At 71.0% G+C, this 22,654-nt stretch carries 14 protein-coding genes; 12 read left to right on the top strand and 2 right to left on the bottom strand.

Translation table 11 applies throughout. The features are described from left to right. Positions 1-5: 5 nt before the first annotated feature. The 3 genes from cofC to fgd are packed head-to-tail and all read left to right on the top strand — an operon-like array spanning position 6 to position 2,574. Entirely contained in the window at positions 6-662 is a 657-nt protein-coding gene (gene cofC, locus QQX04_RS00660) for a 2-phospho-L-lactate guanylyltransferase (RefSeq protein ID WP_301125184.1), read from the top strand. A gap of 26 nt (positions 663-688) precedes the next feature. Next, positions 689-1,558: a coenzyme F420-0:L-glutamate ligase gene (cofE, locus tag QQX04_RS00655; protein WP_301125182.1), complete on the top strand. Its 870-nt coding sequence runs from the start codon at positions 689-691 to the stop codon at positions 1,556-1,558. Then, on the top strand, positions 1,555-2,574 hold the full coding sequence (gene fgd, locus QQX04_RS00650; protein WP_301125180.1) for a glucose-6-phosphate dehydrogenase (coenzyme-F420): 1,020 nt from the start codon (positions 1,555-1,557) through the stop codon (positions 2,572-2,574). Before cofE ends, fgd begins: the two co-directional genes overlap by 4 nt. 7 nt (positions 2,575-2,581) lie before the next feature. Here the strand turns inward: fgd and QQX04_RS00645 are convergent, their stop codons facing one another. Then, a complete protein-coding gene (locus tag QQX04_RS00645; protein WP_301125178.1) occupies positions 2,582-2,998 on the bottom strand; it encodes an acyl-CoA thioesterase in 417 nt (138 codons plus the stop codon). Positions 2,999-3,082: 84 nt separating this feature from the next. Here QQX04_RS00645 and QQX04_RS00640 point away from each other — a divergent pair, with 84 nt between their 5' ends. From QQX04_RS00640 to QQX04_RS00600, 9 genes are read left to right on the top strand one after another with little or no spacing between them, the layout of a single operon-like run. After that, positions 3,083-3,937, top strand: coding sequence for an FHA domain-containing protein (locus QQX04_RS00640; protein WP_301125176.1), 855 nt, complete (start codon positions 3,083-3,085; stop codon positions 3,935-3,937). Positions 3,938-3,996: 59 nt separating this feature from the next. After that, positions 3,997-5,115, top strand: a complete 1,119-nt coding sequence (locus QQX04_RS00635) for a serine/threonine-protein kinase (protein WP_301125174.1) — start codon at positions 3,997-3,999, stop codon at positions 5,113-5,115. After that, positions 5,115-11,081: an Ig-like domain-containing protein gene (locus tag QQX04_RS00630; protein WP_301125172.1), complete on the top strand. Its 5,967-nt coding sequence runs from the start codon at positions 5,115-5,117 to the stop codon at positions 11,079-11,081. The genes QQX04_RS00635 and QQX04_RS00630 overlap by 1 nt, the downstream gene beginning before the upstream one ends. Before the next feature lie 26 nt (positions 11,082-11,107). Beyond that, entirely contained in the window at positions 11,108-12,073 is a 966-nt protein-coding gene (locus QQX04_RS00625; RefSeq protein WP_301125170.1) for an AAA family ATPase, read from the top strand. Between the two features lie 5 nt (positions 12,074-12,078). After that, positions 12,079-13,434: a DUF58 domain-containing protein gene (locus tag QQX04_RS00620; protein WP_301125168.1), complete on the top strand. Its 1,356-nt coding sequence runs from the start codon at positions 12,079-12,081 to the stop codon at positions 13,432-13,434. Next, positions 13,431-15,896 (top strand): transglutaminase domain-containing protein, encoded by a 2,466-nt coding sequence (locus tag QQX04_RS00615; protein WP_301125166.1) that lies wholly within the window; start codon positions 13,431-13,433, stop codon positions 15,894-15,896. The genes QQX04_RS00620 and QQX04_RS00615 overlap by 4 nt, the downstream gene beginning before the upstream one ends. Then, positions 15,883-16,980, top strand: coding sequence for an FHA domain-containing protein (locus QQX04_RS00610; RefSeq protein ID WP_301125164.1), 1,098 nt, complete (start codon positions 15,883-15,885; stop codon positions 16,978-16,980). The genes QQX04_RS00615 and QQX04_RS00610 overlap by 14 nt, the downstream gene beginning before the upstream one ends. Continuing rightward, positions 16,977-17,792 carry a PP2C family protein-serine/threonine phosphatase gene (locus tag QQX04_RS00605; protein WP_301125162.1) on the top strand — a complete coding sequence of 272 codons (816 nt, stop codon included), beginning with the start codon at positions 16,977-16,979 and terminating at the stop codon, positions 17,790-17,792. The genes QQX04_RS00610 and QQX04_RS00605 overlap by 4 nt, the downstream gene beginning before the upstream one ends. Beyond that, positions 17,789-18,463 carry a hypothetical protein gene (locus tag QQX04_RS00600; RefSeq protein ID WP_301125160.1) on the top strand — a complete coding sequence of 225 codons (675 nt, stop codon included), beginning with the start codon at positions 17,789-17,791 and terminating at the stop codon, positions 18,461-18,463. The genes QQX04_RS00605 and QQX04_RS00600 overlap by 4 nt, the downstream gene beginning before the upstream one ends. A gap of 298 nt (positions 18,464-18,761) precedes the next feature. Here QQX04_RS00600 and QQX04_RS00595 read toward each other — a convergent pair whose 3' ends face one another. Then, positions 18,762-22,637 (bottom strand): DNA-directed RNA polymerase subunit beta', encoded by a 3,876-nt coding sequence (locus tag QQX04_RS00595; protein ID WP_301125158.1) that lies wholly within the window; start codon positions 22,635-22,637, stop codon positions 18,762-18,764. Positions 22,638-22,654: the final 17 nt, after the last annotated feature.

Raw genomic sequence — 22,654 nt, 5'->3', positions numbered from 1 at the left:
CGAGTATGCCCGCCCCCGGACCTGAGCGGACCTGGCAGCTGGTGATCCCTGTGAGGGGCACCGCTCCGTCCAAGAGCCGCCTTGCGCTCCCCGACTCCGCTCGCGAGCGCCTCGCGCGCGCGTTCGCGCGTGACACTGTGCGTGCGGCGGTCGAGGCGAGCACGGTGGCGCGGGTGATCGTCGTGACCGCGGAGCCCGCCCGCGAGGTGTTCGAGGCCATGGGAGCGCGCGTGGTCTCGGATCCGCAGCCGCCGTCGCTCGCCACGGCGATCGCCCGGGGTCTCGCCGCATGCGATCCCGACGCGCCCCGCGCGGTCATGCTCGGCGACCTGCCCGCGCTCACGGGCGCCGCGCTCGACGAGGCGCTGAAGGCGGCAGGCCGCCTCGACCGGGCCGTCGTGCCCGATGCCGACGGCACCGGGACGACGCTCGTCACGGCAGCGGCACGGGTCCCCCACTCCCCCGCCTTCGGCACCGGCTCGTTCGCCCGTCACCTCGCCGCCGGCTACGTGTCCGTGGCGGACGCCGTGCCCGACCGGGTGCGTTCCGATGTCGACACGCTCGACGACCTCGCTCGCGCCGCGTCGCTCGGCCTCGGCGCCTCCTCCCGGCGCGCCTGCGCGGCGATCAACGCACCCGTCGGCGCCACAACACGCCGGTAATCTGCCAGCCGTACAGTGAGCGGATCATGACTCCACTCCACCTGGGCCGCGCCGCGCCCGTGCCCGAGCAGCCCCCTCGCTCGCAGGATCCCGTGCTGACCGCCTGGGCCCCGGGCCCCGTACCCGAGGTGCACCCCGGGGACGACCTCACGCTCCTCGCCCTCGAGGCGCTGGGCCACGGACCCGAGCTGCGTGACGGTGACATCGTCGTCGTCACCTCGAAGATCGTGTCGAAGGCCGAAGGGCGCGTGGTGCAGGCGGACGACCGTCAGGCGGCGATCGACTCCGAGACCGTCCGGCTCGTCGCCTCGATCCCGCACGCGCACGACGACGGCGCCACGCTGATCGTCGAGAATCGCCTCGGCATGGTGTGCGCTGCGGCGGGGGTGGACGCGTCGAACACCGCAGCAGGCACGGTCCTGCTGCTCCCGGTCGACCCCGACGAGTCGGCCCGCGCCCTCGCGGCGGGGCTGCGCGACGCGCTCGGGCTCGCGGTGGGCGTGATCATCACCGACACCCTGGGACGCGCGTGGCGCAACGGCCAGACCGACGTGGCGATCGGCGCCGCCGGAGTTCGCGTGTTCGACGAGCTCGCGGGCACGACCGACGCGCAGGGACGCCCCCTGGTAGCGACCCGCCCGTGCCTCGCCGACGAGCTCGCGGGCGCCGCGGACCTGGTCAAGGGCAAGGCGTCCGGACGACCCTTCGCCGTCGTGCGCGGCATGGGCCACGCCGTCGGCGCGTTGGACCTTCCAGGAGCGCGCAGCATCGTCCGCTCGGTCGAGAGCGACATGTTCAGGCAGGGCCACCGTGAGGCGTACGCAGACGGATACGCGGCGGGGCTCGCCGCACGAGACGACGCCGGCACCGCCGGCACTGACAAGGAGCAGCCATGACCCTGAAGCTCGGATACAAGGCGTCAGCAGAGCAGTTCGGACCGCGCGAGCTCGTCGAGCTCGCCGTCGCCGCGGAGAACCACGGCTTCGAGTCCGCAGCCATCAGCGACCACTTCCAGCCCTGGCGGCACACCGGCGGCCACGCGCCGTTCTCGCTCGCCTGGCTCGCCGCCGCAGGCGAGCGCACGTCGACCATCACGCTCGGCACGTCCGTGCTGACCCCCACCTTCAGGTACAACCCCGCGGTGCTCGCCCACGCGTTCGCCACGCTCGGCATGCTCAACCCCGACAGGATCTGGCTGGGCGTCGGCTCCGGTGAGGCGCTCAACGAGATCGCCACCGGCTGGGACGGGGCGGGCGAGCAGCGCTGGCCCGAGTTCAAGGAGCGCTTCGCGCGCCTGCGCGAGTCCGTGCGCCTCATGCGCGCCCTCTGGGCAGGCGAACGCGTGAGCTTCGAAGGCGACTACTACTCGACGCACGACGCCTCCATCTACGACAAGCCCGACGGCGGCATCCCCGTGTACATCGCGGCAGGCGGCCCCGTCGTCGCCAAGTACGCGGGCCGCGCCGGCGACGGCTTCATCTGCACCTCCGGCAAGGGACGCGAGCTCTACACCGAGAAGCTGCTCCCCGCCGTCGCCGCGGGCGCCGAGGCCGGAGGCAAGGACCCCGCCTCCGTGGACCGGATGATCGAGATCAAGCTCTCCTACGAGGAGACCGAGGAGGCGGCGCTCGACAACACCCGCTTCTGGTCGCCGCTGTCGCTGCCCGCCGAGGCCAAGCACGACATCACCGACCCGGTCGAGATGGAGAAGGCCGCCGACGCGCTCCCGATCGAGCAGATCGCGTCCCGCTGGATCGTGGGCACAGACCCCGACGAGGTGGCCGCCCGCATCGCCGACTACGTCGACATGGGCTTCACGCACCTCGTGTTCCACGCCCCCGGACACGACCAGCGCCGCTTCATGGCGCTGTTCGAGCGCGACCTCGCGCCGCGGCTGCGCACGCTCGGCTGAGCGGAGCTCAGTCGAGCATGAGGGCCAGCAGCCGCTCCTTCTGCTCGGGGGTGAGCCTGGTGGGGCGTTGGCTGGCTGCGTCGACCATCGCCATGGTCGTGGACGCCTCGACGCACACGTCGCCGTCGACCAGCAGCCGATAGTCGAGCACGAACGTCGCGCCCACGCAGCGGGACACCGACACCTCGGCATCGATAGGGGCGACGCGATGGTCGATCGTGCGCCTGTACTTCACCGACACGTCGGCGACGAGCACCCACACGTCCGAGCCTGCGCCGAGCGGCGGCATGATCGGGTCCTCGTCGTCCCACAGCGCGCGGACGCGCGCCTCCTCGAGCAGTCCCACGATCGCCACGTTGTTCACGTGGCCGTAGGCGTCGCAGTCGGACCAGCGGAGCGGCACGGGAACGGTGACGGCAGGCACGGCCCCCACGGTACCCCTCGTCCACAGTCGCGTCCCTCACATCCCCCTGCCGGAGCACCAGGGACGACGGCTATCCTCTGCCGCATGGTCGAGTACGCGCCGGCACGCCCTGGCGACACGGGCTGCGCCGTCGTCGCCGGCGGCTTCGTGGCGCTCGTCGACGTCGGTGTACGACCTGAGCTCGTCGCGCGCATCCACGCGGCCTTCGCCGGCTCGGCCCTGCTCGAGCGGACGGTGTCGGAGATCGTGGCCGCCGTCCCGGACGCGCGTTTCGCGATCGCGAGGACGGACACCGCACCCGCGCGGATCGCGCTCCGCGGCGACCTGACGATCGACCTCGGCCCGTCCGCGACCACGCGGTTCGGCCTGCCGTCCGGATCGACGGGCGTGCTGGGCGAGGTCGACGGGCTCGAGCGGCTCAGCTTCACGCTCGGGACCGACGACGAGTCTCCCCATCGGCTCCCGCTCCGCGACGGCGCATGCCCCGCGTCCGCCGTGCACGCCACCTTCGCGCACGCGCCCGGCGAGGGCACCGCCCTCTCACCGCAGTCGGCAGACGATCAGGCACAGGGCGAGGCAGCTGCCGTCGCCTCGGATCGGTCGGGGTGGGTCCTGACGCTGCCCGATGGCCGCGAGCTCGACGCCCGACCGCGCCTCGTCGTCGGACGGCGCCCCGAGGAGGATGAGAGCACCGACACCGGCGCCCTCTACGTGACCGCGCCCTCCCCGCAGCGAGAGATCTCCGCCAGGCACCTCGAGCTGACCGTGGAGGACGACGTCCTCCGTGCACGCGACATGGGGTCCACGAACGGCACCCTCGTCCTTCGCCCCGACCGGCCAGCCCACCTTCTGCACGACAGCCGTGATGCGACACTTGACGCAGGAGACACCCTCGACCTGGGCGAGGGGTTCAGGATCACCGTCGCGCGACGGCGCTGACGACGGAGCCGGCCCACACCCACCCACCACCCGCACCACCGAGGAGGAAGGCAGGACCAGTGCCGCGACGCAGCACAGCACCGCCACCGGTGCTGCCCGGGTACAGCTACATCCGTCCGCTCGGCGCGGGCGGATTCGCCGACGTGTTCCTCTACGAGCAGGACATGCCACGGCGCGTCGTGGCGGTCAAGGTGCTGCTCGACGACGCGATCAACCCCGACGTGCTGCGCGCCTTCACCGGTGAGGCGGACACCCTCGCCCGCCTCAGCGCGCACCCTGCGATCGTCACGATCCACCAGGCGAGCATCTCCGCCGACGGCCGGCCGTACTTCGTCATGGAGTACTGCCCCGACACCCTCGCCGCGGAGGCGAAGCGCGAGCCACTCCCCGCCGCACGAGCCCTCGACGCCGCCGTGCGCGTCGCAAGCGCGCTCGAGACGGCGCATCGCAGCGGCGTGCTTCATCGCGACATCAAGCCGTCCAACCTCCTCGTCACCACGCTCGACACCCCCGTCCTCGCGGACTTCGGCATCGCCTCGGCGATCGCGGCTGCCGACGACGCGACCGACACGATCGCGATGTCGCTCCCCTGGAGCGCGCCGGAGGTGGTGCGCGGCGACACCAACGGCACCGTCGCCTCCGAGATCTGGAGCCTGGGCGCGACGCTCTACACGCTCGTCGCAGGGCACGCACCCTTCGAGCCCGCGGATGGGGAGCGCATCGGCCGCCGCAAGCACGAGGAGCTCATCCTCAAGGGTCGTCACGTGCCCACGGGCCGCGAGGACCTGGGAGACCGCTTCGCGGCAGCGCTCGAGCGGTGCCTGCAGAAGGACCCAGCCGCCCGGTTCGGCTCCATGATGGAGCTCGCGGAGGAGCTGCGCTGGGCCCAGTACGACCTCGCGCTCGCGCCCACGGCGATCGAGGTCGCGACCCCGGAGTGGGCGGCCGCCACCGGCTCCGCACCGGCCGAGCCCGCCCGGCTCCCCACCATCTCCACGGTCCAGACTCAGTCGCGTCGCGCTGCTCGCGCGCAGCACCTCGCCTCGACGCAGCGCAGGAAGGAGCAGTCGACGCCCGACGCTCCTCCGCGTCGCGTGGACCGCCGCACGCTCCTGATCGGCGCGGCCATCGGCGCCGCGGTCGTGGCGTTGGGGTCGATCCTGCTGGCAGCGGTGTGATGGCCGCTGCGCGAGCCGCACGACTCCGGCGGGGCCCCGCGCTCCGCGTCACCGCTGTGGTCGCGCTGGGAGTCTCTCTCGCGACCGCGGCGCTGCTCGCTCCCGGCTACGAGGTCCAGGAGACGGAGCCGGTCGAGATGTCGGTGTGGGTGACGCGGGACGACGGCCGCTACGCACGGGTCAATACGGACCTGGGCGAGTTCGAGGCGGTGCAGAACGTCTCCGACCCCACCACCGTGGTGCAGTCCGGGACGCGCGGGATGGTGTTCACGCAGCGCTTCGGCCGGGCCTGGGCGCTCACGGGGGCCGACCCGGCCGATCTCGTCGACACCGACGGCGAGGGCGGCGGCACCGTCGCGACGATCCCCTCCGGGACCGAGACCGTCTCCGCGTCCGGCGGCGAGATCGCCTACCTCACCGGCGCGGGCGAGGTGTTCCTGGGCGCGCTTCCCGACGCGGACGGCGGCTCGACCAGCCCCTACCAGCTGGATCCGCTCACCGAGTCGGTGACGCCTGACTCCGACGCGCCCGCCGAGCGGTACGTCGCCGACGCGGTCGCCGTGGGGGACGACGGCATGGTCGCCGTGTACTCCTCGGCAGAGGCCGCCGTCCGTGTGTATCGGGTCGCCGACGGTGCGTTCACCGGAGGCCCCCAGGCGCTCGCTGGCGCGCCTGCAGGCGCGGAGACGGTGGAGATGGCCGTCGTCTCGGGCAGATGGGTGCTCTCGGCGCCCGAGAGCGGCAGGCTGTGGATCGAGGGCCTGGACGACGCGATCGACACGGGTGCCACCGAGAGCGCGGTGCTGCAGTCGAGCGGGTCGGGGCGCGAGGACGTCCTGCTGTCCGACGAGGCGGGCCTCGTGTCCGTGTCCCTCGAGGACGGCACGGTCGAGCGCATCGTCGACTCGCTCGGCACCCCGGCGCCTCCTGTCGTGGTGGACGGGGTCGCCTACGCTGCGTGGGTGTCGCTCACCGGGGGAACCCTGTGGGCGAGCGACCAGGACGGCGTGCGCGAGATCGAGGTGCTGACGGAGGAGCTCGACGAGAACCGAGGCGTCTCCCCTGTGTTCCGCGCCAACGGCGACCGCGCAGTGCTCACGGAGACGTCGAGCGGCATGGTGTGGCTCGTCTCCGACGGCACCCTCCTTCCGGTCGACGAATGGGCTCCCCTCGCAGAGACGGAGGAGCAGGCGGGCACGATCGAGGTCGACGACGTGATCGAGCCCGAGCCTCCGGTCGCCGAGGACGACGTGCTGGGGGTCCGCGCCGGAAGCGTCGTGTCCCTGCCCCTGCTGCTGAACGACCACGACCCGAACAGCAAGGACGTGCTGACCATCGTCCCGTCCTCCGTGACCGCGATCGACGAGGGCTTCGGTGAGGTGGGCCTCGTGTCCGACGACCAGGGCGCCGTGATCGACGTGCGGGCCACCAGCGGGACAGCCACCTTCATGTACTCCGTCACCGACGGCTCCGCCACGTCGTCTCCCGCGACCGTCACCCTCACCGTGATCGACGACGCGGTGCAGACCGCCCCGGTGTGGTGCGGGGTCGAGAACTGCGTCAAGGAGTGGCCCGCACCGCAGATCGCCCCAGGCGGCTACACGTCCACCGATGTGCTCTCAGGGTGGGTGGACCCCGAGGGCGACCCCGTCACACTCATGGACGCCGTCGTCGACGATCCCTCCGCTCCGGTCACGGTCGTGCCTACCTCGGACGGCCAGGTGGCGATCAGGCACCTCGACGCGAACGCCACGAGCGAGACGCTGACGATCACGGTGACGGTCGTCGACTCGCGCGGCGCCACCGCGCAGCGGCAGCTCACTCTGCGCGTCACCCAGACCCCGGCCCTCGTCGCGAGGGCGACCGCCGTCACCGTCGGGGCGGGCGAGACCGCCACCGTCACGCTCGAGGACATGGTGTCCGGCGGCTCCGGGTCGTACAGCCTCGCCGACGCCGCCCCGAGCACCACGTCCGCCGACCTGCTCTCCGTGCTGCCGAGCGTGGCGGACGGCACGATCGACGTGTCGTCGACCGAGGAGGGCTCGTACACGGCGACATACACGGTGGAGGACACCGTCACCGGAGCCCGCCAGACCGCCGTGCTGCGCGTCACCGTCGACAGCTCGCCGCGCGCCCTCGCGGCAGCCCCGTTGACAGCGTTCGTGCGCACCGGCGAGGACACGACGGTCGACGTCCTCAGCGCCGTCACCTCCTCCCAGGGGCGGGTGCTCATGGTGCAGCAGGCGACGACGGACGACAGCGGCCTCAGCGTCAGCGTCGTCGATCAGACGTTCGTGAGGGTGAGCGCCACCGCCGCAGCCACCGACCAGATCCCCCTCGGGATCGCGGACATCCTCATCGCCGACGGCACCGGCGCCGCCGTGCGCACCCAGCTGACCGTCATCCTCATCCCCTCGACCCACGGCGTCGGCCCCATCGCCGCGCCCGACACGGTGACCGTGCGCGCCGGCGCCCAGGTGGACATCCCCGTCCTCTCGAACGACGTGACGCCTCGTGGCGAGCGGCTCCTGCTCCACCCCGACGTCCTCGGATCCGACGCTCCGGACGAGCTCGCCTTCGCGTCAGGACCCGTGCTGCGCTACGTCGCACCCACCGTGCCTGGCGTCTACACCCTCCGCTACTCCGCCTACCTCGAAGGCGACGCCGGCCGCCTCGACACCGCCACCGTCACCGTCACCGTGCTGCCCGAAGGAGTGAACAGCGCGCCGCAGCCACGCGACCACCAAACCCGCGTCCTCGCGGGACGCAGCGTCACCCTCACCGTGGACATGACCGGGATCGACCCCGACGGCGACAGCGTGACGCTCGTCGGCGTCTCCCAGCCGAGCCCCGGTGAGGGCGTCGCCACCATCGGCCCGTCGGGTCGCACTCTCACCTACCGGGCCCCGGCGGCAGGCATCCCCTCCGGCCAGATCGAGTTCTCCTACACGGTGCGCGACTCCCAAGGGGCCACGGGCACCGCGAGCGTGAGCGTCGGCGTCCTGTCCGGCGAGCTCGCCGACGTCGCGCCAGTCACCTACGGCGACAACGTCACCGTCGAGCTGGGCTCAGACGCACCCGTGTCCGTCCTGCCCCTCATCAACGACCGCGACCCGCTTCAGGGAGAGCTGTCGCTCGTCGAGCTCCGACCCAACGTCGACGAGACGACGGACCCGGTCGAGTACGCCCGCCTGTCCGCGCTGATCGACAACGGCACCGATCTGAGCTCCGGCCTCGTCGCGCTGCTCGCAGGCGACGTGGAGGGCATCCACTCCTACGTGTACACGGTCGAGTCGCAGACCTCCTTCAGCACGGCGGAAGGCCTGATCGTCGTCGAGGTCACCGACACGCCCGCTCCGGACGCGATCCAGATCGACGACACCATCGTCACCCTCGAGACCCGCGCCGCGCTCGAGACCGACGGGCTCGACGTGGTCACGGATCAGGTCCGCTGGGCGACCGGCGAGATCGAGGACCTCACCCTGTCGCTGTGGGAGGGGGCGCCCGCAGGGTTCAGGGTCGACGGCTGGCGGATCCGCGGCTCCCTCCCCGACTCCGGCGCGCTCGTCCCGTTCGCCCTGACAGGCACCGACGCGGCAGGCAACGAGGAGGTCGGCTACGGCTTCCTGAGGATCCCCGCGTTCGACGACATGCGCCTCCAGCCCGCGGCAGGGCTCAGCGCCGCTGAGGTCGGTGAGGAGCAGTCCATCGACCTCTCGCTTCGCGACATGCTCGGCGTCGCGCCCAGGGACGAGATCCAGGTGCTCGAGTCCGACACGTTCCGAGTGCAGCGCGCCAACGCCACCTGCACCCCGTCGGGCGAGACCTCCGTCACCTACGCTGCAGGCCGCGAAGCTCCATGGACCGACACCTGCTCCGTGCCCGTCCGCGTGTCCGGCCAGCAGACCTGGACGACGGTCCACCTCCCGCTCACCATCGTCCCCAAGGACCCGCAGGCGGTCCTCGGGTCGCTCAGCCGCACGGTCCGGCCCGGAGCCAACGACTCGGTCGACATGCTCGCCGCCATGGTGTCGTGGGAGGGCGACAGGGTCGGCGACGTGGACTCCCTCGACCTGCGCGCCACCTACAGCGGCGACTCGTTCGTCGTCGTGCAGCAGGGCAACCAGCTCAGCATCATCGCCAAGGCCGACGCCCGGCCCGGCACCAGGGAGACTGTGGCTGTCACGTCGGCCGCCTACGGTGGCCTCAGCGCAAGCGTCACGCTCGTGGTCGGCACCGCCAAGGCCGAGTCGCCCGTCGGGGCGACCTTCAGCACGCAATGCGACGTCAGCGCCGGCCCCTGCACCGTCACGGTGATCGGCGTCGCGGGCGAGCACGACCCGTATGCAGGCGCCCCGGAGTCCGGGCTCACCCTCGTCGGAGTCGGGCCGGAAGGCGCCAGCACCGCGGCCTGCCCGGTCGCCACCGTCACCGTGACCTCCGGAAGCCAGGTGTCCCTCGCATGGCCGTCGTCGGAGCGTCCACCTGGAGGGGAGTGCGTCGTGGACTTCGTGGTCGCCGACGCCCAGGGCGCGACAGGTCGCGGCACCCTCACCGTCGACGTCCTCGGCTACCCGCAGACGCCGTCCAGCGTCGTCACGCAGTCCTACACCCCCACGTCGGCCACCCTCCTCGTCACGCTCGGGCAGGCGGCACAGGCGCACCCCGCCGTCACCTCGGTGAGGCTCTACGAAGGCGGCGCCGCCGTGAGCGCGCCCTGCACCGCAGCGGGCGCGGGCGCCTACACGTGCGTCGTGTCCGGACTCGTGAACGGTGAGCGCCACACGTACACGGCTCGCGCCGTGAACAGCATCGGCGAATCGCTCGACACCTCTCCCGTCACGACATGGGCGTACGAGGCGCCCACCGTGGAGTCGCTCACCGCCGACCCCGTGTACCGGGCCAGCCGCACCACCGAGGACCGCGGCGTGGTCTCGCTCACGATCGGCGCCGACGACGATGTCGAGGGCTACCTCGTGGTCGCGACCGAGCAGGTGATCGCTCGCACCGGCGCGCTCACCACCGCGGAGATCCTGCTGCCCGTCGGGGCTCAGCAGCTCGCGATCGTGCCGCTGAGCCGCTACGCCCCGCCCACGACGGGCACGAACGAGGGCAGCGCCTCGACGACCGGGGTCACCGTCGCAGGCAAGCCCCGCTTCACCGCCGGCGCGGTCACCGCGACCGCCTCCGGCACCACGCTCACCGTCTCGAGCCCGGCGGTCGACGCGAACTACTCGACCCGCGCCGTCACCGAGGTCCGTGCGGCCTGGCGCACCGGCACCCCCACCTGCACCATGTCAGCGGACGGCTCGGCAGCGGTCTCCGGCGCCGAGGTGACCTCCACGACCGCCACCCTCTCGGGCCTCACGCAGAACGTCGAGTACCACGTGGGCGTCTGCGCCTCCAACGGCTTCGGGTCAGCCTGGCTGGCCGCGTCTCAGACGTACCTCACGTGGGTCGCACCCGGGGACCCGACGGGCAACTCGACCTACCGAGTGGACACCACGCCCTCCTGGAACGACAACGTCGCCTCCTTCATGGACGTCACGCCGCCCAACCTCAACGTGGGCAACAGGTTCACGCTCTACTACGAGTACGACGGCGCAGGCAAGAGCACCGAGTTCACGCTGAGCCCGCTCTCCGTGCAGACCATCACGGCCGCCAGCTGCCTCACCGCAAGCCCCGACAACTGCGGCGACCCGATCCTCGTCACGCCTGCCTCAGGCTCGCCCCCCACCACCGTCCGAGCCACCTTCCCCACCGAGTGCTACGCCGACGGCGCCGACCCGTCGACGCTCGTCACCATCACCGCAGCCGCGCGAGGCAGCGCGGACATCACCCTGGACACCGTCCAGGACGAGTACGTCGTCACGTTCGACGGCCCGTTCGCGTCGCTCCCCGACCTGAGATATCCCGCGCTTGCCTGCGCGCCCACGCCCACCCCCTCGGCCACGCCGAACCCCTGACGGAAGCACACCCTGAGAGGCCCACCATGACGATCTCCACCGAACAGGCGCAGTGGTACGCCCAGACGTTCTCGGCGCTGGCCGACAACGTCGAGCAGGTGATCCTCGGCAAGAGGCACGTCATCGAGCTCGTGCTCGCCACCCAGTTGAGCGGTGGCCACGTCCTCCTCGAGGACGTGCCCGGCACCGGCAAGACCGCCCTCGCCAGGGCGCTCGCACAGACGGTCGACGGCACCGCCTCACGGCTTCAGTTCACGCCCGACCTGCTGCCCGGCGACGTCACAGGCATCACCGTGTACGACCAGAAGAAGGGAGAGTTCGAGTTCCACGCCGGGCCGATCTTCGCGAACGTGGTCCTCGCGGACGAGATCAACCGCGCCAGCCCCAAGACCCAATCCGCTCTCCTCGAGGTCATGGAGGAGGGCAACGTCACCGTCGACGGCGTGACCCGACCGGTCGGCACCCCCTTCCTCGTGATCGCCACCCAGAACCCCGTGGAGCAGGCCGGAACCTACCGGCTCCCCGAGGCGCAGCTCGACCGCTTCATGATCAAGACGTCCATCGGCTACCCGGACGAGGCCGCCACCCTGAGGATCCTCCAAGGCGTCGCCTCCGGCCGGCCGGAGATCTCCGCCATCGCCCCGCTCGACAGGCTCATGGAGATGTCCGCCATCGCCGGCACCGTCTACGTCAACCCTCTGGTATCCGACTACGTGATGCGCCTGGTCGACGCGACGCGCCGCGCCTCCGAGGTGCGCCTAGGCGTCTCCGTGCGCGGAGCGATCGCGCTGTCACGGCTCGTCATGACGTGGGCTGCCGCGCACGGACGCACCTTCGCCACCCCGGACGACGTGCGCGACCTCGCCATCCCCACGCTCTCGCACCGTCTGATCCTCGAACCAGAGGCGGAGTTCGACGGGGTGACGGCGGAGGACGTCGTCGGGCAGGTGCTGCTGGACGTGACGCCTCCCGCCGAGAACGGAGACGACTGACACACGTGAACGAGCACACCGAGCACCACACCTCCCGCACCACGGACACCTCCGCCCGTGGCGCGACGGTGACGCGCTACGCGGCAGACCGAAGCACCGTGGCCGCGGGCGTGGAGCGCGGACGTGCCAGCGCGGCCAAGGTCGCGGCGGCGCTCGGCAAGGTGTGGCGGGTCGTCGACGAGACGGTCAGCCCCGTCGGCTGGCTGCTCGCCGCCACCGCTCTCAGCGGCGTCGTCGTCGCAGCCGTCTGGGGCTGGGCGGAGGGCCTCATCGTCGGAGGCACCGCGGCAACGCTCCTGCTGCTGTGCCTCCCGTTCCTGCTCGGCGCCCACACGTACGCCGTGCGGCTCGACCTGGAACGTGACCGCGTGGTCGCGGGGACCAGCGTCCAAGCCAACCTCCGGATCGAGAACCGAGGGCTTCGGATAGCGCTGCCCGCCGTGCTCGACATCCCGGTCGGCGACGGGCTCGTCGAGGCCCAGGTGCCGTTCCTGCGCTCGTCCGCGGTCCACGAGGACGCGCTCACGATCTCCGCCGAGCGCCGCGGCATCATCTCCGTGGGGCCCATGACCATCGGACGAGGAGACCCGCTCGGGGTCCTCCGACGCGACCACACCTGGCCAGGCGAGCAGACCATCTACGTGCACCCCGTCACCACCCCCATCCCGCCGCTCAGCGCCGGCCTGATCCGTGACCTCGAAGGCCAGGTCACGCACACGATCGTCGACTCCGACCTGTCGTTCCACGCGATCCGCGAGTACCTGCCCGGCGACTCGTGGCGTCACGTGCACTGGAAGTCCACGGCCAAGACCGGACGGCTGATGGTCCGCCAGTACGAGGAGACCCGGCGCTCGCGAGTCGCGGTCATGATCGACATCGACGCGCACGCCTACGAGACGGAGGACGAGTTCGAGAGCGCCGTGTCCGTCGCCGCCTCCCTCAGCGTCCAAGCGGTGCGCGACGGCCGCGAGGTCGCCGTGACCGCGAGCTCGCCCCTGTCCGAGCACGACCGTGGTCGCGTCCACTCGCTCCAGACCCTGCCGACCGTGTCCGCCCGCGGGCTGCTCGACGCGATGAGCGGACTCGTCTCCGCACCCGCGGCGATGTCCCTGCCCGACGTGTCGACGATGACGGCGCGCGAGACTCCCGAGCTGTCGCTGGTGTTCATCGCGACGGGGTCGCTCAGGTCCGCCGCGGAGCTGCGCCGGGCCGCGGCCGCCTTCCCCGCTGACGTGGAGGTCATGGCGATCCGATCCGAGCCGGGCGCCACTCCGGCGCTGAAGACGGCGCCTGAGCTCCGCGTCGCCACGATCGGCATGCTCCACGACCTCGGTCACCTGATGCTGCGGGCCAGCGCATGAGGGACACCAGCGCCTCGCGCCAGCTCTGGCTCACGCTCGCGGCCCTCGGCCTCGTGACCGGCCTGGCCCTCTGGTCCGCGTGGCCGATCTACGCCACTCCTCGCATGGTGCTGGCAGGAGTCGTCGGAGTCACGATCGGGATCGGATCCGCGCTGCTCGGCAGGGCGCGCGCGTGGAGCGCCTGGGCAGGCGCCGGGATCGCTGTCGCGGGATTCGTGCTCGCGGCGGTGCCGCTCGCCTCCCCGGGCTCCATGGGATCGCCTGCCGCGATCGGCCGTGGCGTGATGGAGGTGCTCGCCGCCGCGGTGCTCGATTGGAGACGGCTTCTCACCATCAGCATCCCGGTCGCTGACTATCAGACGCTGCTGGTGCCCTTCCTCGTCGTCATGATCGGCTGCTCGTGGGCTGCGGTGACGCTCTCGTTCGCGCGCGGACGTCTGTGGACGCTGGCGGTGCTTCCGATGCTCGGCATGGTCGCCTTCGGCGCCGTGTTCGGCTCAGCCACCGCAGGTCGCACCGTCACGGTCGGACCGCTGATCCTTCCTGCTGCCACCCAGGTGGCGCTAGCCGGCGCCTCGCTCCTGGTGTGCGGAGCCTGGCTCATCTGGCGCGCACGGCTGGATCGATCGGATGCGCTGCGCGTGGCGCGCTCGCAGTCCGCGACGGTGCGCGCGGGCGGGACGTCCCTTGCCCTCGCGGTACGGCGGCGCCTCGGCGCCTACGGGCTCATCGGCGCAGCCGCGCTCGGCGGCCTCGCCTTCGTGCCCGTGACGGACATGCTCGGCGCCCGCGAGGCGCTCCGCGACTCCGTGCTTCCGCCCGAGGTGATCTCCGCGCAGACGAGCCCGCTGACCGTCTACCGCGGCTGGTTCGCGGACGGGCTCCACGACGAGGCGCTGCTCACCGTCGAGGGCGACGTCTCCGGCCAGCGACTCCGATTCGCGACGCTCGACTCGTACGACGGACAGACCTTCCACATCGATCCGCTGAGCGCAGAGTTCGCGCGTCAGCCCACGACGCAGGCGAGGTCGATCACCGTCACGATCGGCTCCGCGTACACCGGCATCTGGGTGCCGATCGTCACCGCAGAGGGCGGCGCCCCCACCTTCACGGGCGCCCGCGCCGGTGCTCTGACGGACTCGTACTATGCCGACGCCTCGCTCGGCACGGCAGTCGTCGTGCCGTCGGCCGACGAGCCGGGCCTCGGTCTTCTGCCCGGGGACACGTACACGATCGCCGCATCCAACGCTGCGTCGGCCGGGGCCCTCGAGACGGTGTCGGGCGGGGAGCCGACTGTCTCGGACGAGCAGTACCCCGCTCTCGCCGCATGGGTCGAGCAGCAGGGCCTGGGAAGGACCGGCGCGGACCTGGCCGAGCTCGTGTCGCGGCTGCGCGAGCGCGGCTATCTCAGCCACGCGGCGCGTGAGGAGGGCGCGCAGGCGTGGATCTCCGACCTCTCCTCGCGAGCCCCGTACACCTTCGAGCCGGTCCGTGCGGGACACACCGCGGCGCGGGTCGACGCCCTGTTCCAGAACCTCCTTGAGCAGGAGCTCCGCGTGGGTACAGGCGCGGACGAGGCAGCGCTCGTCGCAGCCGTGGGTGACGACGAGCAGTTCGCCGCAGCCGGCGCGGTGCTCGCGAACTACCTGGGCTTCGACGCACGGGTCGTCGTCGGCGTGCGACTCGGAGGCGCGGACCCTGCAGACGGCGTCCCCGCCTGTGACAGCGTCTGCACCGGAGCGAACGTGTCGGCGTGGGTCGAGGTCAGGGTCGGCGAGGGGGCGTGGGCGCCCTTGGACGTCACGCCTCAGTTCGTCTCGCCTCCCACGCGGATCCGGCAAGGCGAGAGCCTCCCCGAGAACCCGACCGAGGTGGACGAGCCCTCGAGCGAGGTCATCGAACCGCCGTCCGCCCAGCGGGACGAGGCGACGTCCGAGACCTCCGCGACGGAGCCGGACGCACAGGACGCCCCTGCGGTGGTCGAAGCGATGCTGGTGGCCCTGACGCTCGCGCTCGCGCTCGCGTTGCTCCTCGCTCCCCTGGCCGTGCTGCCCGTGGCGAAGGCGCTGCGACGGCGCTGGCGGCGACAGGCGCAGGCGGAGGTGTCCATGGTGGGCGCATGGGAGGAGCTCGTGGACGCCTATGTGGACGCAGGCTTCGAGGTCCCCGAGAGACTGACGCGAGGCGAGCTGGCCGACCTTGTCGACCGCGAGGCTGCGCTCGTGGCCGCCTACGCCGTGGACAGCGCCGTGTTCGCAGAGCACGCCCCCACCCTCGAGGAGCGCGACGCTCTGTGGAGGCTCGTGGACGACGAGCGCCGGCAGCTGACCGCGGAGATGCGATTGCGACAACGGCTCGGGTCGCGGCTGTCGCCTGCATCGCTCGTGAGGCGCGCACGCGGAGACAAGGCCGCGAGCCCGTTGCTGGCGCACCCGGGGAGGAGGTCCGATGCCGCTCGATGACCTCACGAGCCCCCACAGCGTGATCGTCGCCTCAGCGTCGGCAGTCGTGGCGGTGGCGATGCTGCTGTGGCTCGGCTTCGCCCTGTCGCGCCTGTTCCCCCGGTGGGGCCGCGCCGCGTGGAAGGGCTGGGTGCCGCTCGTCAACGCCGCCGAGATCCTGTCCGTCGCCGGCTTCAGGGCATGGCAGGCGACCCTGCTGGTCATTCCCGTGCTGCAGGTCTACGCGCTGGTGCTGCTCGCGGTCGCGGTGCACAGGATCACCGCACGGACCGGCCACGGACCTGGGCTCACGCTCGTCGGGCTGATCCTGCCGCCCCTGTGGGCGACAGTCCTGCTGCGTGACGACGGCGACCCGCGCGATCCGCATCCTGTCTCGGGAGCGGAGGCTGATGAGGGCAGGTCCTCCGGGACGGAAGCGCCACCTGTCCCGAGCGCTCCGCGGTCGGGGGCGACATCTGGCATGGTGCCGCCGCGCACGCTGGCTCCGCACATGCGCACCGCGGAGCCAGCGGAGCGCGCACCCTCCCGGGTGCCCGCGAACGCCACGCTCTCCCGCACGCCTGCGTTCACCGTGTCTGCGGAGCCCCCCGCACCGGTCGGGGCGACGTCCGAGCTCCCGGCGTTCCTCCGGGGTGGCACACCGGCGGACCGCCTCGCTGCGGCTACCCGTCACCCGGCCGGAGTCGCCACCTCGCACACCGGCTACGTCGACGACCACGGCGACACCGTGGTCGTCGACCGCCGTCCGCACGTGCGCTGGGCGCTCGAGGTCGACGGCGTGGGGTCGCTCCCCCTCAACGCCGGGCGGGTGATCCTGGGTCGCGCGCCGGTAGCGGACGACGGACGCTCCCAGACCCTCCCGATCCCCGACCCGACACGTACCCTGTCCAAGAGCCACGCGCGGCTCGACCTCGACGACGGAGAGTGGACCATCACCGACCTGCACTCGACCAACGGCGTGCTGCTGCTCGATACTCACGGGCGCGAGATGCTCCTCGCCACAGGGTCCTCCGCGAAGGTGGCCGGACCGTTCCTGCTCGGCGAGGTGGCGATGTCCCTCAGCTTCCGGGAGGGACGCTCATGACTCTCGTCACCGTCGGCCCGGTGTCGCTCAGCGTTGCGGGCATCACCGACATCGGCCTGGTCCGCTCCCAGAACGAGGACTCCCTGGCGCTCGACGGACCCGCATTCGTCGTGGCCGACGGCATGGGCGGCTACGAGGCCGGGGATCAGGCGAGCGCAGCCGTCGTCCAAGCGTTCCGGGACCATCTCTCCGGCACCGGCTACGGGACGTTCGACGAGGTGAACGGCGCGCTGCTCGACGCGGACGATCGTGTCGCCGAGGTGGCGTCCCACACCACCGTCGGCGCCGGGAGCACAGTGACGGGCACCGTGGTCACCGAGCACGAGGGGAAGCCCTACTGGCTCGTGTTCAACGTCGGGGACTCGCGGGTCTACCGCCACCTGGGCCGCGAGCTCCAGCAGATCACGGTCGACCACTCGCTCGGACGCGAGCTCGTCGCGATGGGCCAGCTCGCCGAGGAGGACCTCGCGACCTTCCCTCAGCGCAACGTCATCACACGCGCGATCGGCGCCGAGGACAGCCTCGCGGACAGCTGGCTCGTGCCGGTCGTCAACGGCGAAAGGCTGCTCCTGTGCTCCGACGGTCTGCACGGGGAGGTCGACGACGAGACCATCCGGGCCGTGCTCACCATGGCGGGCCGGCCGGAGGACGCTGCGAGCAGACTCGTGAACCTTGCGAAGGAGCATGGAGGGCGGGACAACATCACCGTGGTCGTGATCGACGTCCTCGATGGGGCCGATGATTCTCTGTCCGAGCACACCTCTCGCGCGCAGATCGAGGGGACCACGAACACCAGGGCGCGCCGGCGATGAGCCCGGAGGAGAAGGACGACCGCTCCGCGCCCGCTGGGGCTCCCGAGGCGGAATCACCGTCCGACGACGAGCAGACGGTCGTCTCGCGCAGGCTCGCTGCCGAACCGTCGGAGGGGCCGCGCGCCTCCGAGGCCACCGGCACCGGATCCCTGACGGGCGGGACGGACGGCGACCACGAGACCGACAGGGGCGACGACGATCAGACGCGCGCCGTCGCTCGCGCGCGGCCTCACGGGGCGCACCCGGGCGACCACACGCTCGTGGTCCCTCGGGGGCGCGCACCCGAGCTGATGCCCCCGGCACCCCAGGAGGACGAGGAGGCGACGCGCGCGATCGATCGCCGTCCCTCGCTCGTCGAGGAGAGGGTCGCGGGTCGGCGTCGAGGCATCGCACCACCGCCGATGGCACCCGGCCTCGCCTCACGTGTCACGCCCGCCGCCGAAGCGGCCGGTCCCGGCTCGGTGTCGCGCTACGCGCCGCGGGAACTGCCTCCGGCGCCAGCGTCCCGGCCGGCCGAGCAAACCACCATGAGCGGAAGGCTCGGATCGAGCTCACTCTCGTCCGTCAACCGCAAGGGACGCCGCCAGGCGCGTGCAGCGCTGGCCTCCTGGGTTGCGATCAGCGCGCTTTCGCTCGCCGGACTCGTGACGCTGGCCCTGCAGCTCCTCTGAGAGGCGCGGGCTGACCGCCTACCAGCGCAGGTGGTGCGCAGCCCATGCGGTGATGCCGGAGCACAGGAGGATGGACATCGCTGCCCACCATGCGAGGAACGTTCCCATGTCGGCACCTCCTTTCGTCGACCGATGCCGTCGACCTGCTCATCGGCACGGAGGCCGCGCATGTCAGCGTGAGGTGCGCGCATGAGGAGAAGTCCACATCTCCCGCACACGTCTGGACTGACGGCGCCCCCGGAGGACGCACGAGGGCCCGGCCACCTTGCGGTGACCGGGCCCTCGACTCGGGATGCGACTAGTCGCGCGGGATGTCGAACTCCTCGAGACGCACGGCCTCGCCGGTGCCCTCGGAGAAGTACTGGCCGTCCCACTCCTCGTACCCGAAGGTCGGGAACAGGTTGGACTTGGCCTCCTCGGTCGGGTCCACCGTCGCGGTGCGGTACTGGGCGAGGCCCGTACCGGCCGGGATCAGCTTTCCGAGGATGACGTTCTCCTTCAGACCGATCAGCGGGTCGGACTTGCCGGACATCGCGGCCTCGGTGAGGACGCGCGTCGTCTCCTGGAACGAAGCCGCGGACAGCCACGAGTCGGTCGCAAGCGACGCCTTCGTGATACCCATGAGCTCCGGACGGGCCGAGGCGGGCTTGCCACCCGCGACGACAGTCTGGCGGTTCGCCGCCTCGAAGCGGGCGCGCTCGACGAGCTCACCCGGCAGCAGCGGGGCGTCGCCCGAGTCGAGCACCGTCACGCGACGGAGCATCTGACGGACGATGACCTCGATGTGCTTGTCGTGGATCTCCACACCCTGCGAGCGGTACACGTTCTGCACCTCGTCGACCAGGTGCTTCTGAGCCGCACGCGGGCCGAGGATGCGCAGGACGTTCTTCGGGTCCACCGCACCGGCGACGAGCTGCTGACCGACCGAGACGGACTCGCCGTCCTGGACCAGCAGACGCGAACGCTTGGTGACCGGGTACTCGATCGGCTCGTCGCCGTTGTCGGGCGTGATCACCAGACGGCGCGTGGCCTCGGAGTCGTCCACACGGAGCACACCGGCGACCTCGGAGATCGGGGCCTCACCCTTGGGGGTACGGGCCTCGAAGAGCTCCTGGACACGCGGCAGACCCTGCGTGATGTCGTCCGCGGACGCCACACCACCGGTGTGGAACGTACGCATCGTCAGCTGCGTGCCGGGCTCACCGATCGACTGGGCGGCGATGATGCCGACAGCCTCACCGATGTCCACCAGCTCACGGGTCGCGAGCGAGCGGCCGTAGCACTTCGCGCAGGTACCGACAGCGGACTCACAGGTGAGCACCGAACGGACCTTGACCTCGTCCACACCGCCGGCGATCAGCGCGTCGATGAGGACGTCGCCGATGTCCGACGCCGCGGTCGCGACGACGTTGCCGTCCTTGTCGAGCACGTCGGTCGCGAGCGTCCGGGCGAAGACCGAGGTCTCCACACGGTCGTCCTTGACGCGCTCGCCACCGGCGAGGGTCTGGGCGATCGGCATGGTCAGACCACGCTCGGTGCCGCAGTCCTCCTCGCGGACGATGACGTCCTGCGACACGTCCACCAGACGACGGGTCAGGTAACCCGAGTCAGCGGTACGGAGAGCCGTGTCAGCCAGACCCTTACGGGCACCGTGCGTCGCGATGAAGTACTCGAGGACCGACAGGCCCTCGCGGTAGTTCGACTTGATCGGACGCGGGATGATCTCACCCTTCGGGTTCGCCACCAGGCCGCGCATACCGGCGATCTGACGGACCTGCATCCAGTTACCACGGGCACCCGAGCCGACCATCGTGTGGACGGTGTTGTACTCGGGGAAGGACGCACGCATCTCGCGGTCGACCTCGTTGGTGGCCTGGGTCCAGATCTCGATGAGCTCCTGACGGCGCTCGTCGTCGGTGATCAGACCGGTGTCGAACTGCACCTGCACCTTCTCCGCCTGCGCCTCGTAACGCTCGAGGATCGCCTGCTTCGAGGCCGGGGTGGCGACGTCGCCGATGGCGATCGTCACGCCCGAACGGGTGGCCCAGTAGAAGCCGGCCGCCTTGAGAGCGTCCAGCGAGGCCGCGACCTCCACCTTCGGGTACCGCTCGGCAAGGGTGTTGACGATGTCGCCCAGCACCTTCTTGTCGACGTTGCGGTTCACGTAGGGGTACGAGACCGGCAGCAGGCCGTTGAACAGCGAACGGCCCAGCGTCGTCTCGAGCATGAACGGCTCGCCCTCGACATAGCCCTCGGGCGCGACCCAGCCCACCGGCGGGACGGTGTCGCCGTCCACGCGCAGCTGGATCTGCGTGTTGAGGGTGATGTCGCCGGCGTCGAGCGCCATGAGCGCCTCGGCCTCGTCACCGAACACACGACCCTCACCGGTGACGCCCGGCTTGAGCAGCGACAGGTGGTAGAGGCCGATGATCATGTCCTGCGACGGCATGGTCACGGGGCGACCGTCCGACGGCTTCAGGATGTTGTTCGACGACAGCATGAGGATGCGGGCCTCGGCCTGCGCCTCCGCCGACAGGGGCAGGTGCACAGCCATCTGGTCACCGTCGAAGTCGGCGTTGAACGCGCCGCAGACGAGCGGGTGCAGGTGGATGGCCTTGCCCTCGACCAGCTGGGGCTCGAACGCCTGGATACCGAGACGGTGCAGGGTGGGCGCACGGTTCAGCAGCACGGGGTGCTCGCGGATGACCTCTTCGAGGACGTCCCACACCTCGGAGCGCGAACGCTCCACCATGCGCTTCGCCGACTTGATGTTCTGCGCGTGGTTGAGCTCCACGAGACGCTTCATCACGAACGGCTTGAACAGCTCGAGCGCCATCTGCTTCGGCAGACCGCACTGGTGCAGCTTCAGCTTCGGGCCGACCACGATGACCGAACGGCCCGAGTAGTCGACGCGCTTACCGAGCAGGTTCTGACGGAAGCGACCCTGCTTGCCCTTGAGCATGTCGGAGATCGACTTCAGCGGACGGTTGCCGGGGCCCGTGACCGGGCGACCACGACGGCCGTTGTCGAACAGCGCGTCCACAGCCTCCTGCAGCATGCGCTTCTCGTTGTTCACGATGATCTCGGGGGCACCGAGGTCGAGCAGGCGCTTGAGGCGGTTGTTGCGGTTGATGACGCGACGGTAGAGGTCGTTCAGGTCGGAGGTCGCGAAGCGGCCACCGTCCAGCTGGACCATCGGGCGCAGGTCCGGCGGGATGACCGGAACAGCGTCCAGCACCATGCCCACCGGCGAGTTGGTGGTCGTCAGGAACGCGTTGACCACCTTGAGGCGCTTGAGCGCGCGGGTCTTCCGCTGGCCCTTGCCGTTCGCGATGATGTCGCGCAGCAGCTCGGCCTCGGCCTCAAGGTCGAAGTCCTTCAGACGCTGCTGGATCGCCTCGGCACCCATCGAGCCCTTGAAGTAGGAGCCGTAGCGGCGCGAGAGCTCACGGTAGAGCAGCTCGTCGCCCTCGAGGTCCTGGACCTTGAGGTTCGCGAAGCGGTCGAACACCGCGTCGAGACGCTCGATCTCGGCGTCCGCGCGCTTGCGCAGGTTCGCCATCTCGCGCTCGGCGCCGTCCTTGACCTTGCGCTTCACGTCGGACTTGGCACCCTCGGCCTCGAGCTCGGCGATGTCCTTCTCGAGCTTCTCGGCACGGTTGTTGATGTCCACGTCGCGCTGGTTCGCGATGAACTTCTTCTCCTTCTCCAGCTCGTTGCGGAGCTGGGGAAGGTCCTCGTGGCGGCCGTCCTCGTCCACGTACGTGACCATGTACGCCGCGAAGTAGATGACCTTCTCCAGGTCCTTCGGGGCGAGGTCAAGCAGGTAGCCGAGGCGCGACGGGACGCCCTTGAAGTACCAGATGTGGGTGACGGGCGCAGCCAGCTCGATGTGGCCCATGCGCTCGCGACGCACCTTGGAACGGGTGACCTCCACGCCGCATCGCTCGCAGACGATGCCGCGGTAGCGGACACGCTTGTACTTGCCGCAGCCGCACTCCCAGTCGCGGGTCGGGCCGAAGATCTTCTCGCAGAAGAGTCCGTCCTTCTCGGGCTTGAGGGTGCGGTAGTTGATGGTCTCGGGCTTCTTCACCTCGCCGTGCGACCACTCGCGGATCTGCTCCGCGGTGGCCAGGCCGATACGGAGGTCGCCGAACTCGTTGACGTCGAGCACTAGTCGATTCCTTACCT

The organism is Demequina zhanjiangensis, assembly GCF_030418315.1.
GTDB lineage: Bacteria > Actinomycetota > Actinomycetes > Actinomycetales > Demequinaceae > Demequina > Demequina zhanjiangensis.
Note: the sequence above shows the minus strand (reverse complement) of the source record. Positions and strands in the feature narration are given on the sequence as shown.

Bases quoted from the DNA above. Each gene is read 5' to 3' on its own strand.
- cofC (WP_301125184.1), top strand. From the start codon at position 6: ATGCCCGCCCCCGGACCTGAGCGGACCTGGCAGCTGGTGATCCCTGTG.
- QQX04_RS00625 (WP_301125170.1), top strand. From the start codon at position 11,108: ATGACGATCTCCACCGAACAGGCGCAGTGGTACGCCCAGACGTTCTCG.
- QQX04_RS00605 (WP_301125162.1), top strand. From the start codon at position 16,977: ATGACTCTCGTCACCGTCGGCCCGGTGTCGCTCAGCGTTGCGGGCATC.
- QQX04_RS00610 (WP_301125164.1), top strand. From the start codon at position 15,883: ATGCCGCTCGATGACCTCACGAGCCCCCACAGCGTGATCGTCGCCTCA.
- fgd (WP_301125180.1), top strand. From the start codon at position 1,555: ATGACCCTGAAGCTCGGATACAAGGCGTCAGCAGAGCAGTTCGGACCG.
- QQX04_RS00600 (WP_301125160.1), top strand. From the start codon at position 17,789: ATGAGCCCGGAGGAGAAGGACGACCGCTCCGCGCCCGCTGGGGCTCCC.
- QQX04_RS00630 (WP_301125172.1), top strand. From the start codon at position 5,115: ATGGCCGCTGCGCGAGCCGCACGACTCCGGCGGGGCCCCGCGCTCCGC.
- QQX04_RS00640 (WP_301125176.1), top strand. From the start codon at position 3,083: ATGGTCGAGTACGCGCCGGCACGCCCTGGCGACACGGGCTGCGCCGTC.
- cofE (WP_301125182.1), top strand. From the start codon at position 689: ATGACTCCACTCCACCTGGGCCGCGCCGCGCCCGTGCCCGAGCAGCCC.
- QQX04_RS00615 (WP_301125166.1), top strand. From the start codon at position 13,431: ATGAGGGACACCAGCGCCTCGCGCCAGCTCTGGCTCACGCTCGCGGCC.